This window comes from Cryobacterium sp. (assembly GCF_025463825.1).
Lineage (GTDB): Bacteria > Actinomycetota > Actinomycetes > Actinomycetales > Microbacteriaceae > Cryobacterium.
The window spans coordinates 1-13,922 of record NZ_JAODBG010000023.1 but is presented as its reverse complement, the minus strand read 5'-3'; the positions used below and the strand labels follow the sequence as shown (position 1 = coordinate 13,922).

The 13,922-nt window shown below is 70.5% G+C and carries 15 protein-coding genes and 1 pseudogene; 7 read left to right on the top strand and 9 right to left on the bottom strand.

The window, feature by feature from the left end:
- The 6 genes and pseudogenes from JWP54_RS02695 to JWP54_RS02670 all read right to left on the bottom strand — a co-directional run.
- Positions 1–1,164: DEAD/DEAH box helicase (locus tag JWP54_RS02695; protein WP_297366834.1), on the bottom strand; the 1,164-nt coding region annotated here is incomplete at its 3' end.
- A complete protein-coding gene (locus JWP54_RS02690) occupies positions 1,161–1,640 on the bottom strand; it encodes a PPOX class F420-dependent oxidoreductase (RefSeq protein ID WP_297366830.1) in 480 nt (159 codons plus the stop codon). The genes JWP54_RS02695 and JWP54_RS02690, both read right to left, overlap by 4 nt.
- 37 nt (positions 1,641–1,677) lie before the next feature.
- The gene (locus JWP54_RS02685; protein ID WP_297366828.1) at positions 1,678–2,094 is read right to left on the bottom strand and encodes a VOC family protein; all 417 of its coding nucleotides are present in this window, start codon (positions 2,092–2,094) and stop codon (positions 1,678–1,680) included.
- A gap of 32 nt (positions 2,095–2,126) precedes the next feature.
- The gene (locus tag JWP54_RS02680; protein WP_367274174.1) at positions 2,127–2,303 is read right to left on the bottom strand and encodes a glycosyl hydrolase family 65 protein; all 177 of its coding nucleotides are present in this window, start codon (positions 2,301–2,303) and stop codon (positions 2,127–2,129) included.
- 45 nt (positions 2,304–2,348) lie between these two features.
- Positions 2,349–3,305 (bottom strand): hypothetical protein, encoded by a 957-nt coding sequence (locus JWP54_RS02675; protein WP_297366824.1) that lies wholly within the window; start codon positions 3,303–3,305, stop codon positions 2,349–2,351.
- A gap of 241 nt (positions 3,306–3,546) precedes the next feature.
- Positions 3,547–4,365 (bottom strand): annotated as a pseudogene (locus JWP54_RS02670) (hypothetical protein); the annotation flags it as partial.
- Between the two features lie 78 nt (positions 4,366–4,443).
- Here JWP54_RS02670 and JWP54_RS02665 point away from each other — a divergent pair.
- A complete protein-coding gene (locus JWP54_RS02665; protein ID WP_297366821.1) occupies positions 4,444–5,745 on the top strand; it encodes a M18 family aminopeptidase in 1,302 nt (433 codons plus the stop codon).
- A 252-nt stretch (positions 5,746–5,997) separates the two neighbouring features.
- On the opposite strand, the gene JWP54_RS02660 is transcribed toward JWP54_RS02665, so the two are convergent.
- The gene (locus JWP54_RS02660) at positions 5,998–7,491 is read right to left on the bottom strand and encodes a SulP family inorganic anion transporter (RefSeq protein WP_297366818.1); all 1,494 of its coding nucleotides are present in this window, start codon (positions 7,489–7,491) and stop codon (positions 5,998–6,000) included.
- Between the two features lie 72 nt (positions 7,492–7,563).
- Between JWP54_RS02660 and JWP54_RS02655 the strand changes: the two genes are divergently transcribed.
- Positions 7,564–8,184 carry a MerR family transcriptional regulator gene (locus tag JWP54_RS02655; RefSeq protein WP_297366815.1) on the top strand — a complete coding sequence of 207 codons (621 nt, stop codon included), beginning with the start codon at positions 7,564–7,566 and terminating at the stop codon, positions 8,182–8,184.
- Between the two features lie 37 nt (positions 8,185–8,221).
- Positions 8,222–9,235: a hypothetical protein gene (locus JWP54_RS02650; protein WP_297366812.1), complete on the top strand. Its 1,014-nt coding sequence runs from the start codon at positions 8,222–8,224 to the stop codon at positions 9,233–9,235.
- Here JWP54_RS02650 and JWP54_RS02645 read toward each other — a convergent pair.
- Positions 9,201–10,139 (bottom strand): oxygenase MpaB family protein, encoded by a 939-nt coding sequence (locus JWP54_RS02645; protein ID WP_297366807.1) that lies wholly within the window; start codon positions 10,137–10,139, stop codon positions 9,201–9,203. The two genes, JWP54_RS02650 and JWP54_RS02645, sit on opposite strands and share 35 nt — an antisense overlap.
- Positions 10,140–10,217: 78 nt before the next feature.
- Between JWP54_RS02645 and menC the strand changes: the two genes are divergently transcribed.
- From menC to JWP54_RS02625, 4 genes are all read left to right on the top strand, one after another.
- Positions 10,218–11,327 (top strand): o-succinylbenzoate synthase, encoded by a 1,110-nt coding sequence (gene menC, locus JWP54_RS02640; RefSeq protein WP_297366804.1) that lies wholly within the window; start codon positions 10,218–10,220, stop codon positions 11,325–11,327.
- A gap of 99 nt (positions 11,328–11,426) precedes the next feature.
- Positions 11,427–11,798 carry a glyoxalase superfamily protein gene (locus tag JWP54_RS02635; protein ID WP_297366801.1) on the top strand — a complete coding sequence of 124 codons (372 nt, stop codon included), beginning with the start codon at positions 11,427–11,429 and terminating at the stop codon, positions 11,796–11,798.
- A 20-nt stretch (positions 11,799–11,818) separates the two neighbouring features.
- Positions 11,819–12,109: a hypothetical protein gene (locus tag JWP54_RS02630; RefSeq protein WP_297366798.1), complete on the top strand. Its 291-nt coding sequence runs from the start codon at positions 11,819–11,821 to the stop codon at positions 12,107–12,109.
- 102 nt (positions 12,110–12,211) lie between these two features.
- A complete protein-coding gene (locus JWP54_RS02625) occupies positions 12,212–13,687 on the top strand; it encodes a sugar porter family MFS transporter (protein WP_297366796.1) in 1,476 nt (491 codons plus the stop codon).
- Between the two features lie 24 nt (positions 13,688–13,711).
- On the opposite strand, the gene JWP54_RS02620 is transcribed toward JWP54_RS02625, so the two are convergent.
- On the bottom strand, positions 13,712–13,922 hold a 211-nt coding region (locus tag JWP54_RS02620), incomplete at its 5' end, for a CopG family transcriptional regulator (protein ID WP_297366794.1).

Here is a 13,922-nt window from a genome sequence, read left to right as displayed (position 1 = left end):
GTCCTCGGACGGCATGGACGCGGTGGCGAAGTACTCCCAGATGTCGCGGTCCTCCGCGCCGGGCAGCAGGAGGACGTCGGCGTTCGGCGTCCCGCGGCCGGCGCGTCCCACCTGCTGGTAATAGGCGACGGGCGAGGACGGGGCGCCGAGGTGCACCACGAAGCCGAGGTCGGGCTTGTCGAAGCCCATGCCGAGGGCGCTGGTGGCCACGAGCGCCTTGACCTGGTTGGCCTTGAGCAGCCCCTCGGATTCCTCCCGCTCGGCGGTGTCGGTCTGGCCGGTGTAGGCGAGCACGGCGTGGCCGGCGTCCCGCAGCAGCCGGGCGGTGTCCTCGGCGGCGGAGACGGTGAGGGTGTAGATGATGCCGCTGCCGGGCAGTTCGGCCAGATGGCTGAGCAGCCAGGCCAGCCGGGCGCGGGAGTCGGGCAGGCGCAGCACCCCCAACCGCAGCGACGCCCGGGCCAGCGGGCCGCGAATGGTGACGACGTCCGTCGAACCGCCCTGGGTCGAGCCTGTCGTGACCACCATCGCCACCTGTTCGGCCACATCCGTGACCACCCGGCTGTTCGCCGTGGCGGTGGTGGCCAGCACCGGAACCCCGGCCGGCATCGCCGCGATGAGGTCGCGCAGGCGCCGGTAGTCCGGCCGGAAGTCGTGGCCCCAGTCCGAGATGCAGTGCGCCTCGTCGACAACGAGCAGGCCCACCCTCTCCAGCAAGGCGGGCAGCTGTTCGTCGCGGAAGGACGGGTTGTTCAACCGTTCGGGGGAGACCAGGAGCACGTCGACCTCGTCGGCGCGCAGTCGGGCGAGCACGTCGGTCCACTCATGGGCGTTGGCCGAGTTGATCGACACCGCGTGCACCCCGGCCCGGGCGGCCGCGGCCACCTGGTCGCGCATCAGCGCCAGCAGCGGCGACACCAGGATGGTGGGCCCGGCGCCCTGGCGGCGCAGCAACAGGGTCGCGACGAAGTACACCGCCGACTTGCCCCAGCCGGTGCGCTGCACCACGAGGGCGCGGCGGCGCTGGTCGACGAGGGTCTCGATGGCCTCGTACTGGCCCTCGTGGAAGCCGGCGTCCGGCCGGCCGACCAGGGTGCGCAGGATCTCGAGGGCGTCCTCGCGGGTGGTGCTCACGGCTTCGGTGCTCACGGCTTCGGTGCTCACAGCGCGTCGAGCCGGGCGGCGACATCGGCGGGGAACCCGCCGGTCGCGATCGGGCTCCACCGGGTGGGCGTGATGCGGATCAGGGACTTGTCCTGCAGCGTCATCGCCTGACGGTACTCGTCCCAGTTCGGGTGCTCGCCGGCGATGCAGCGGTAGTAATCGACCAGGCCGTCGCCGGCACCCGGCATGTGCAGGATCTCGGCGGTGCCGTCGACCTGCACCCAGGCGCCGTCCCGCTCGTCGGAAAGGACCAGCACCGAGGTCTGCGGGTCCCGTTCGGCGTTGCGGGTCTTCGCCCGCGACGGATACGACGAGATCACGATGCGCCCGGTCTCGTCGACCCCGCCGGAAACCGGTGACATCTGCGGGCGGCCGTCGCCGCGCGTGGTGGCCAGCAGCATCCGGTGCCGCGGCCGCACGAAGGCGAGCAGGTCGGGAAGGGAGACGGTCGTGCTGGTAGCGACGTTTCGGGCCATGCCCTCAGGCTAACTCGGCGCACCGACAAGTACCCCGTCAGGGCAGCTGTCCCGGCACCGCCGTCATGTCCAGGTACATGACCTCCCACAGATGCCCGTCCGGGTCCTGGAAGCTGCGGCTGTACATGAAGCCCATGTCCTGCGGTTCGTAGGAGTAGCTGCCGCCGGAGGCGAGTGCCGTGTCGGCCAGGGCATCAACGCCGGCGCGATCGTCGGCGCTGATGGCCAGGATCACCTCGGAGCTCGTCGACGAATCCACGATGGTCTTGCTGGAGAACCGGGCCCAGGACTCGTGCGTGAGCAGCATCACGTAGAGGTGGCCGTCGTCGAGGACGATGCAGGCGGCCGTCTCATCCGTGAACTGCGGGTTCACGCTGTAGCCGAGCGCGCTGTAGAACGCGGTCGCACGCTTGAGGTCGGCGACGGGCAGATTGACGAACATCATCGTGGACATGGGCCCAGTAAATTCCGAACCCCGACTGCCCGCTAGGTGTGCACCCGGTCGGGCGCCTCGAGCAGGAAGTCGCGGGTCTGGCCGGGGTAGAGCTCGGCTTCCCGCCCCTCCACCCGCACCCGGATCGGCCTGGCCCGGCCGGCCGGCAGGTGCAGCCGCAGGTTGGTGGCGGTCAGCTCCACGCGGATCGGCTGCTCACGATAGCTGATCCCGAAGACGACCTTGTCGAGCGGTTCCGGCAGTGCGGGATGCAGTCAGAGCATGTCGTCGCGGATCTCCAGGCCCGTGTAGCAGCGCAGCACCATGTCGATCGACCCGGCCATGGCGCCCAGGTGGATGCCCTCGTTCGTGGTGCCGCCCGGCACGAAGACCAGGTCGCACTCCAGCGCCCGGCAGAGCGCCGCCCAGGACCTCTCGCGGTCGGAGCGGGCATCCACCCACGCATGCACGACGTTGCTCAGCGTCGACCCGTGCGTCGACCTGGCTCGGTAGAACTCGACGGTGCGGCGGGTCACCTCGGGCGTGAGGGAGTAGCCGAGATCCTCGATCAGCTCCCGCAGCTCCTCGGCCGAGAACAGGTAGAGCAGCATCAGGACGTCGGCCTGCTTGCCGACCCGGTAGTTGTTGGTGCTGTCGCCTTCGGCGTTCAGGATCAGGTCGAGCCGGCCGAGGGCCTGCTCGGTGCTGCCGTACCGGCTGATCTTTTCCCAGGTGGCCGGTTCGTCCGGGCGCAGCCGTAACCGGTTCCAGAGCGGCCGGCAGGCACGCCCCTCGAGCAGGGCCACGATCTCGACGGCGCGGCGGAGCACCCACGCGGTCATGACGTTCGTGTAGGCGTTACCCCGCAAGCCGGCGCCGGTGTCGTCGTACTCGGCGAGGTCGGCGAAGAACCGGGCGATCTCCAGAGCGAGCTCCGCGCCCTGGTCGATGAGGTATTCGACATCGCCGGTGGCCTGGTAGTCGCCCCAGATGCTGTAGACCAGCGCGAGGCCCACGTGATGTTGCAGGCGGGAGTGGTCCGGCATCCACCGGTTGGTGCGCGGGTTGAACACCTCGGTGGGGGTGACGTCCCGACCGTCGATGCCGCTCTGCCAGGGGAACCTGGCGCCCTCGTGGCCGGCGGCTGCGGCTGCGGCGCGGGCCTCGCCGAGGCGGCGGTACCGGTAGCCCAGCAGCGCCCGGCTCAGATCCGGCCGGCGCAGCGTGAGCACCCACGTGGAAGGTGTTCAGGTTGAGGGCCAGCGACTGCCGGGACCCGCTGTGCAGGTGCACGGCGAACTCATCCCAGAGGATCTGCCACTCCCGTTCGTGCGCGGCGAGCAGCTCGGCCGGCTCCGGTAGCCGGCCGAGCCACCTGGCCACCCCCATCGCCGGGGACACCACCGCCCGGTCCCTGGAGGTGCTCACCAGCACCACCTTCTCGACCCGCACGCGAACCCCGCGCTCGAGGGAGAGGTCGAGCTCGTGGGCGACCCAGCGGCTGGAGTCGGTGAGGAAGCGACGCGCGGGATCCAGCCGCCGGCCGTTCACGTAGGCGCGGGTGCGCGCCGCCATGGCGATGTCGATGCCCGACCGGCTGGTCTCCACTTCGAGCAGGACCGCGTCCTGGCCGAGCTCCCGTGTTGCGCGCGGCATCAGGTGCAGGTGGGCGAGTTGCCGGTCGGCGGCGACATTGCGATTGGCCACCCGGCCGTCGATTGCGCTTCGCACGGTGATCGGGCCCGACCAGTCCTCGGCGGTGAAGGTGGTCTCCAGCACCGCCACGTGCGGGGCGGCCTGCGAGACGAAGCGCCGGCTGAGCACCCGGGTGACGTGGCCGCGCGGGTCGCGGTAACGCATCAGCCGGGTGAGGAGACCGCGGCGCAGGTCGAGTTCCTGGCGGTAGTCGAGCAGGTCGGCGGTCTCCGGGTGGAACCAGCCGGTGTCGGGTGCGGTGAAGTCGCCGACGCTGCTGCCTGTGTCACCGCCGGTGCGGAACCAGAGCGAGAGCCAGTTCGGGGCGTTCACCAGGTGCTCGTCATTGCGGATGTGTTCGCCGGTGTCGCCGGCGGCTTCGCCGACGTGCACCTCGGTGCTCAGGGGGATGTAGACGCCGGCGAGGTAGGTGCCGGGGTAGTGCACGGCATCCGGGCGGGCCTCTGGGGCGGCCCCGCGGGTGCCCCAGTAGCCGTTCGCGAGGGTGCACAGGGCTTCGCGGTGGCCCTCGGTGACGGGGTCGAAGCCGTCGAAGCGCAGCAGCCACGGGTCCGCTGCCGGATCGTTGTTCCCCACGGATGCCTCCTCGCCTGCCCCGAGAGTCGCACCGCTTGCGGAGCTTGTCGAGGGCGGGGCGGATGGTTGGATGGAGCCATGACTTCTCTCTCGGCATACATCGACGATTTCGCCCGCTTCATCACCGCGTCGCCGTCGTCGTACCACGCGGCCGCCGAGACGGCCCGGCGGCTGGATGAGGCGGGCTTCACCCGGCGGGACGAGGCCGAGGACTGGTCGGTGCTGCCGCCCGCCACGTCCGGCGCAGCCGCGGGTGCCGGTCGCTCCTACGTCGTGCGCGACGGGGCGATCATCGCCTGGGTGCAGCCGGCCGGGGCGCAGGCGGCCACGCCGTTCCGCATTCTGGGCTCGCACACCGACTCGCCCGGCTTCAAGCTCAAGCCCAAGCCCACCACGGGGTCCTACGGCTGGCTGCAGGCCGGTGTCGAGGTTTACGGCGGCCCGCTGGCGAACTCCTGGCTGGACCGGGAGCTCGAGCTCGCCGGCCGGCTGGTCACCACCGATGGGGTGGATCACCTCGTGCGCACCGGCCCGTTCCTGCGGATCCCGCAGCTGGCCGTGCACCTGGACCGCACCGCGAACGAGGCGCTCAGCCTGGACCGGCAGCGGCACCTCAACCCGGTCTTCGGGGTGGGTGACATCCGTCAGGCCGACCTGGTGGCGCACCTGGCCGCGCTCGCCGGGGTGGCCGCCGAGGACGTCGCCGGTTACGACATCCTCACCGCCGACACCAACCCGCCCGCACGGTTCGGCCTGGACCGGGAGCTGTTCGCCGCCGGGCGGATGGACAACCTTTCGTCGGTGTATGCGGGCCTGGCCGCACTGCTGACCGTCTCCGATGACGAGGAGACCATCAGCGTGCTCGCCGCGTTCGACCACGAGGAGCTCGGTTCACAGTCCCGCTCCGGAGCGAGCGGCCCGCTGCTCGACGACATCCTCAGCCGGATCGGCGACGACCTCGGCGCCACGGTGTCCGAGCGGCTGCGCGCCTACGCCGACTCCTGGTGCGTCTCGGCCGATGCCGGCCACTCCGTGCACCCCAACTACCCCGAGCGCCACGACCCGGCGAACCTGCCGCTGGCCGGCCGCGGACCGCTGCTGAAGATCAACGCCAACCAGCGCTACGCCACGGATGCCGCGGGTGCGGCCCTCTGGGCCCGTTGCAGCACGGCCGCCGGGGTGCCCTACCAGGAGTTCGTGTCGAACAACACGGTGCCCTGCGGTTCCACGATCGGCCCGCTCACGGCGACCCGGCTGGGCATCCGCACCGTGGATGTCGGCGTGCCGCTGCTGTCGATGCACTCGGCCCGCGAGCTGGCGCACGTGAACGACCCGTTCGCGCTCTCCGCCGCCATCGGGGCGTTCTTCGCCGGGGCGTAGGCCGCGTTTGTGCCGGCCGGTGGAGTGCGAGGCGCGGGTGGGTCGCGCCTAGAGCTGGCACATACCCGGACAGGCAACTTCCGCGACAGGTGTGTGCGCTCGCGGCACGCGAAAATGCTGGCGGCACTCGAAAGTGCTGGCGGCGGAGGTTGATGCACGCGATATCGCACGCCGCGAGACTTATCGCACGCCGCGAGGCATTTCGCGCGCCGCGAGGTGCGGGGCGCGGGGGTCCGGCGTGCGGCGGCGGGGCTAGAGGCGGCCGGTGAGGCGGCCGTGCATGGCCTGGCTGCGCTCGTCGAGGCCGTCGAAGGTGACGGCGGCCCCGTGCTGGCGGTACTTGGTCTCGACGGAGTCGAGCACGGCCACGGTCGAGGCATCCCAGATCTGTGCCTGGGCGAGGTCGACCTGCACCACGGCGGGGTCGATCCCGTAGGAGAACTGCTCGACGAGGTCGTTGCTGCTGCCGAAGAACAGGGGGCCGCTGACGGCGTAGCGCACGGAGAGGCCGTCGTCGGCGAGGAACCGGTCCACCTTCACCACATGGGCGACCCGGCGGGCGAAGAGCACCATCGCCAGCAACACACCGGCGCCGATGCCGATGGCCAGATTGTGGGTGGCCACCACCACGATGACGGTGGTGACCATCACCACGGTCTCGGGCACGGGCATCCGCCGCAGGGTGGCCGGGTGCACGCTGTGCCAGTTGACGGTGGTGATCGCCACGACCATCATCACGGCCGCCAGCGCCACCATCGGGATCTGCTCCATCAGGCCGCTGAGCGCGGTGACGAGCAGCAGGAGGAAGGCCCCGGCCACGAAGGTGGAGATGCGGGTGCGGGCCCGGCCGAGCTTCACGTTCACCACGGTCTGGCCGATCATGGCGCAGCCGGCGATGCCGCCGTACAGGCCGGCGAGCATGTTCGCGATGCCCAGCGCCCAGGCCTCCCGGCCCTTCGGCGAGCGGGTGTCGGTGATGTCGTCGACGAGTTTGGCCGTGAGCAGGGTCTCGACCAGGCCCACGAACGCCACGCTCAGCGCCGTGGGCCAGATGATCTGCAGGGTCTCCAGGTTCAGGGGCACGAGCAGCGGGGTGATTCCGGGCAGGCCACCGGCCACGTCGCCCTGGTCGCCGACCGTGGGCACGGCGAGGTGGGCGATCATGGCGATCGCGGTGACCACCACGATGGCCACTAGCGGGGCGGGCACCGCCCGGGTGATTCGGGGCAGCCCCAGCACGATGAGGATGGTGAGGGCGAACAGCGGGTAGACCAGCCACGGAACGTTCACCAGGTGCGGCACCTGGGCGACGAAGATCAGGATGCCCAGGGCGTTGACGAAGCCGATCATCACCGAGCGGGGGATGAAGCGCATCAGCCGGGCCAGGCCGGTGACGCCGAAGAGGATCTGCACCAGTCCGGCCAGCAGTACCGCGGGAAGCAGGTACTCCACACCGTGGTCGGCGACAAGCGGGGCCACCACGAGGGCCACGGCGCCGGCGGCCGCGGTGATCATGGCGGACCGGCCGCCGAGGAACGACATCGAGACGGCTAGCACCACCGAGGCGATCAGGCTCACCTTGGGGTCGACGCCGGCGATGATCGAGAAGGAGATCACCTCGGGGATGAGCGCCAGGGTGGTGACCACTCCGGCGAGCACTTCCACGCTGAGCGCCCGGGGCCGGCGCAGGGTGGCGCGCACGGTGGGCGGGGTGGCGGAGAGGGCGATGGCGGGTCTTTGGGGCACCGTGCAACTGTAATCTGCCCGAGACGGCACCGGGTATAGACAGTTGCACTATCCGATAACTACACTATCTGCATGAAGATGGCACTGCTGAGCAGCTCTAGTGGGATCGCCGTCGCGACGATCAAGTACTACCTGCGCGAGGGGCTCCTGCCGGCGGGGGAGCGGCACGGACCCAACCAGGCCCTCTACGGCCCGGAGCACCTGCGCCGGCTACGCGTCATCCGAGGCCTGCTCGACGTGGGCGGTCTCAGCATCGCCGCCGCCCACCGGGTGATCGACGCCATCGACTCCGATCTCGGCCTCGCGCACACCTTCGAGATCGCCCAGCGCACGGTGTCTGCAGAAATCGAGCCGGACTCGGTCTCCCCGGCATCCGTGACAAGGGTCGACGAGCTGCTGAGCGGATGGCACGTGTCGCCGGACAATCCCGGCCGTCTGGCCGCCGCCAGGGTGCTGACGACCTTCGACGACCTCGGCCAGCCCGACCTCAGCGGCTGGGTGCCCGGCTACGCGGCTGCGGCGCTCGCCGTGGCCGAGGCCGACCTCGACGAGATCGACGCCCGCGACGACCGCGAATCCAAGACCGAGATGGTCGTCATCGGCACCGTGCTCGGTGACGCCCTCTTCGCCGCCCTCCGCCGTGCCGCGCAGGAGCACGTCTCCGTGCAGCGCTACTCACCGCCCAGCCCGTAATCCCGTCTGAACACCCACCCGTCAGGAGTCCGTCATCATGGCTACTCGCACCGGAACCCGCACCGCCTTTCGCAGCACCCTGCTCAACGGACCAGCGCTCACCGGACCGGTCGCGCTCGAACCGCCGGCCATCCGCTGGCACCGGCCGCTGCTCTGGCTCGCCGCTGCCATGGCGGTCCTCGCCCTCGGCGCCGCCGTGGGCCTCCTGGTCGATCCCCGGGAGATCACGGGCGCGCCGCTCTGGGCCAAGCCGCTCAAGTTCGCGATCTCGGTCGGCATCTACGCGGTCACCCTGGCCTGGCTGATCGGGCTGCTGCCCACGGCCGATCCTCGCCGGCGCCGGCTGGCGTGGTGGGCCGAAACCGTCGCCACGGTGTTCCTGGTCGTGGAGATGGTGATCATCGTCGGCGCGGCCTGGGCTGGGCTGACCAGCCACTTCAATGTGACCACCGGGTTCCACGCGGCGCTCTGGTCGGTGATGGCCGTGTCCATCGTGGTCGTCTGGGTGGCTGCCGTGCCCCTGGCGGTGCTGCTCCTCCGCACCGACCTCGGCGACCCGGCCCGGGCTCTCGCCATCCGGGCCGGCCTGCTGATCGCGCTGGTCGGCATGGCCTTGGCCTTCTTGATGACCGGGCCCACCGCCGCACAGCTGGACGACTATCAGGGCATCGTGGGCGCGCACACCGTCGGGGTCGCCGACGGCGGGCCGTCCCTGCCGCTGCTGGGTTGGAGCACCGTCGCCGGCGACCTGCGCATCCCGCATTTCGTGGGGATGCACGCCCTGCAGGTGCTGCCGCTCTGCGCCGTGTTCCTCGAAGCGATTGCCCGGCGGATGCCCGCCCTCGCCCGTCCGCTCGCCCGCCGCGGCATCCTGCGCACGCTCGTCGGCCTCTACGTCGGCGTGCTGGCCCTGGTGACCGGCCAGGCTCTCGCCGGCCAGTCCATCGTGCAGCCGAACGCCCTGGTGGCGGGCCTCGCCGCGGCACTGTTCGCCGTCGCTGCCGTGGCCATCGCCGTCACCCTCCGGCGGGAATCGAACCGGCGGACGTGAGGCGATTGATGCGGGCTCGGGCGGCGTCCTCCGAGGTGGAGGAAGCGCCCAGCAGCAGGCGCACCAGGCGGAGGACCGCGCCGGTGGCCCAGATCACCGGCAGGGCAGAACGGCGCAGGCCCAGCATCCGTCGGTACGGCGCCGGAATCGACGCCACGGCGCCGGCGAACATGATGCGGTAGAAGGGCATCATGCCCCGCCGCAGTGGCGGGTTGCGGATGAAGCGCACGGCCTCGGCGACGCGGGCGCCGCCCGTCAGCTCCCCGGCGTCGGAGAACGCCCGCAGTTGCGCGGCGAGCTCGGCGTCCGACCGGGGCGGGTCCTGCACGCCGACGAGTTCGCCGGCCGTGGCCCACTCCCGCACATACCGGTCGGCGCCGCCCGGGATCGGGCCGCCCCAGAGCCGGTGGCTGGCCAGGAACGCATCCGTGAACACCACGTGCACCCAGGAGAGCAACTCGGGGTCGCCGGCCGTGTACGGCCGGGTCACCCCGTGCGCGTCGACGTAACTGCCCGCGACGCGCTCGTGGAACCGGCCGACTCTGGCCGACTCCGCCTCGGCCTGCCCGGTGGACGCGAACGTCACGGTGACCAGCCACTGGATGGTGCCGCTGAGCCGGCCGAGCGGATCCTCCCGATATCTCGACCAGTCGTGCACCCCGGCCATCGCGCCCGGGTGCAGGGTCTGCATCAGCAACGCCCGGATGCCGGCGACCATGGTGGCCATGCCGCCGTGCACCGCCCAGGACGCGGACCCCGGTCCGAAGAAGCCGGCGTCGTCGCCCAGCTCCATGGTGCCCACCCACGCCGGCCGACCCTCGTCGTTGCCCGACAGGGTGACCAGCAGGTGCGAGCGCCAACTGTTCACGAATCCGTCGACGGTTCTGCCCAGAACTCTGCTCATCGTCGAACCCTAAGTCACGCATCCGGGTGGATGGCTGGGGATGCGCCCCCAATCGACAAGCGTGGCTAGACTCCGGCCATGAGGATCGAGAACATCGAGCTGCGCCGCGTGAGTTTGCCGTTGGTGCGGCCCTTTCGCACCTCGTTCGGCACCCTCACCGAGCGGGAGATCACCCTCGTGCACGTCAGCACGGCGGATGCCGAGGGCTGGGCGGAGTGCGCCGCCCAGGTGCGGCCGCTGTACAGCTCCGAGTTCCTCGCCGGCAGCGACCTCGTGATCCGCGACCACCTGGTGCCGCGGCTTCAGGCGCTCGGCGACACCCTCACCGCGGAGCGGGTGACCGGCGCCCTCGTCCCGGTGAAGGGCCACCAGATGGCCAAGGCGGTCCTCGAGGCGGCGATCCTCGACGTTCAGCTGCGGGAGAGCGGCCAATCCTTCGGCGGCTACCTCGGCGCGGTGCGGGATTCGGTGCCGGCCGGCGTCTCGGTGGGCATTCTGGACTCGGTCGACGAGCTGCTGGCGGTCGTGGCGGGCTACCTCGACCAGGGCTACCTGCGCATCAAGCTCAAGATCGAACCCGGCTGGGACCTCGCCCCGGTGCGGGCGGTCCGGGAGCGGTTCGGTCCGGACCTGCTGCTGCAGGTCGACGCGAACACCGCGTACACGCTGGCGGATGCCCGGCACCTCGCCAGGCTCGACCCCTTCGGTCTGCTGCTCATCGAGCAGCCGCTTGGCGAGCGGGACCTGCTCGGCCACGCGGCGCTGGCCCGGCTGATCCGCACGCCGGTGTGCCTGGACGAGTCGATCGAGTCGGCGCAGGACGCCGCCGCGGCCATCAGCCTGGGCGCGTGCAGCATCATCAACGTGAAGCCGGCCCGGGTGGGCGGCTACCTGGAGGCCCGGCGCATCCACGACGTCGCGGCGGCGCACGGCGTGCCGGTGTGGTGCGGCGGCATGCTCGAGACGGGCATCGGCCGGGCCGCGAACGTGGCGCTGGCCGCGCTGCCCAACTTTGTGCTGCCGGGTGACACCTCCGCCTCCGACCGGTACTACGCGCGAGACCTCACCGCCCCGTTCGTGCTGGACAACGGGCACCTGCGGGTGCCTACCGGGCCAGGGACGGGAGTGGACGTGCTGCCCGACGTGCTTGCCGAGGTGACCCGCACCCGGGAAGACATCCGCTTCTAGGTGCGTTCCCTGGCGTCTAGCCGGGGCTCGGGCTCGGTCGTATGCTGGCCCGGTCTCTGCCGTGGCAGCCGGCCATGGCTCCCAGCGAGAGGATTTGCCATGGACACGAAGATCGAACTCGTCTACGTCCCGGTCGCCGACGTCGACCGGGCCAAGAAGTTCTACGTCGACCAAGTGGGTTTCAACGCCGACTACGACCAGAAAGTGAACGAGAACCTACGATTCGTGCAGCTCACCCCGCCCGGTTCTGCCTGTTCGATCGCGATCGGGACCGGCCTGACGGACATGCAGCCCGGCTGGCAGCGTGGCCTGCAGATGGTGATCGACGATGCGGATGCGGCCAGGTCCCAATTGGTGGCTACCGGTGTGAACGCCAGCGAGGTCGACGAACAGGACTGGGGTCGCTTCGTCTACTTCGCCGACCCCGGCGGCAACACCTGGGCGCTGCAACAGCTGCCGCCCCGCGACTGACCCGGGCCTACGCTGGAGGAATGCCCTCCTACCGCGTGATCATGCCCATCGGCGCCCTGCAGAGCGGCGTCCGACCGGATGCGGTCCTGCCCGCCGCAGCCGCCGCCGCGGCGGAGCGCACCACGGTGGAGGCCTCCGACCTGGCCGTCGTGGCCGGATCGGCACGCGCCACCGTGCGCTTCACGGCCGACGACGGCGACACAGCGCTGGCCATCGGCCGCCATGTCGTGGAGCGGACCCGCACGGTCGCCGACCCGGTCAGCTGGCTGGTCACCGAACGGGTGAAGGGACGCTGGCTGCCGGTGCGGTGACCGGCCCGACAGTGCGCCATGGGCACGGAATGGTGCGAGTCGGGCGTAGGCTCGTCAGGTTGCTTATCGGCAATCACACACTTGACGACGGGGAATGTGGCCATGACCGAGAAGAATGAGTCCGAACCGGGCACGCCGACCACGAATCGGAAAGTCATCGCCCTGGCCATCGCCGGCGCGTTCGGCGGGTTCCTGTTCGGGTTCGATTCGTCGGTGATCAACGGCGCCGTCGAAGCCATCCAGGGCCAGTTCGGCCTCACCGAAGCGCTCACCGGCTTCGCCGTGGCCAGCGCCCTGCTCGGTGCGGCGACGGGCGCCTTCCTCGGCGGCCGGTTGGCCGACCGGTTCGGCCGCATCCCGGTGATGCTGATCGGCGCGATTGTCTTCTTCGCCAGTTCCATCGGCTCCGGCTTTGCCTTCGGCGTCGTCGACCTGATCGTCTGGCGCGTGCTCGGCGGCATTGGCATCGGCCTGGCGTCGGTCGTCGCGCCGGCGTACATCGCCGAGATCTCGCCCCGGCAGATGCGGGGCCGGCTCGGTTCGTTGCAGCAGCTCGCCATCACCATCGGTATCTTCGCCGCCCTGCTCTCGGATGCCGTCTTCGCCACCACGGCCGGCGGTGCGAGTGAACAGTTCTGGTTCGGGCTGGAGGCCTGGCGCTGGATGTTCCTGGTCAGCGCCATCCCCGCACTCGTGTACGGCGTGATCGCGCTGCTGCTGCCGGAATCGCCGCGGTTCCTGGTGTTGCACGACAAGGAAGAAAAGGCCCGCGAGGTGCTGCTCCGGGTGACTCCGAACGGTGACATCGACCGTGAGATGCGCGACATGAAGGCCTCCATCGACGACGACGTGAAGGCCAAGCGCACCGGGACGCTGCGGGGACCGGTGTTCGGCCTCAAGCCCATCGTCTGGGTCGGCATCACCCTGTCGGTGTTCCAGCAGTTCGTGGGCATCAACGTGATCTTCTACTACTCCACCACCCTGTGGAGCGCGGTGGGCTTCGAGGAGTCCAGTTCGCTGGCCATCTCGGTGGCCACCTCGGTCACGAACATCCTGGTGACCCTGGTGGCGATCGCCCTGGTCGACCGGATCGGCCGCCGGCCCATCCTGCTCATCGGCTCCGTCGGCATGACGGTGTCGCTGGCCACCATGGCCATCGCGTTCAGCCAGTCGGTCACGATCGACGGCGAACTCGCCCTGCCCGGCGCCTGGGGTCCGATCGCGCTCGTCGCCGCGAACGTCTTCGTCATCTCCTTCGGCGCCTCCTGGGGCCCGGTCGTCTGGGTGCTCCTGGGCGAGATCTTCCCCAACACCATCCGTGCCAAGGCGCTCGGCCTGGCCGCTGCCGCCCAGTGGATCGCGAACTTCCTCATCACCGTGACGTTCCCGCAGATGTCGGCGTGGTCCCTGCCGCTCACCTACGGCATGTACGCCCTGTTCGCCGCTCTGTCCTTTTTGTTCGTGCTCACCACGGTGCCCGAGACCAACGGCATGTCGCTGGACGAAGCGAACACCCTGCTGCCGAACAAGAACGCGGCCAAGGCCAAGGCGGCCAAGAAGAACACCGCTCGCGTCTGAGCCGGCCCGGCCAGACCAGAGAGGTCAGATCAGGTCGCGGAGCAGCTCTTCCGGGCTGACTCCGCGGCTGGTCGCCCGCCGCTTGAGCCGGCCGAGCTCGTCGGCGCTGAGCGCGACCTGCACGGTGTGCGGGCGCTCGACCTCGAAGTCGAACAGGCCCAGGTCGGCGGATGCGCGGGGCGCGGCGGCCTTCACGGGCGCCTGCACCGGCGCCGACTTCGCGGCCGCGGCCTTG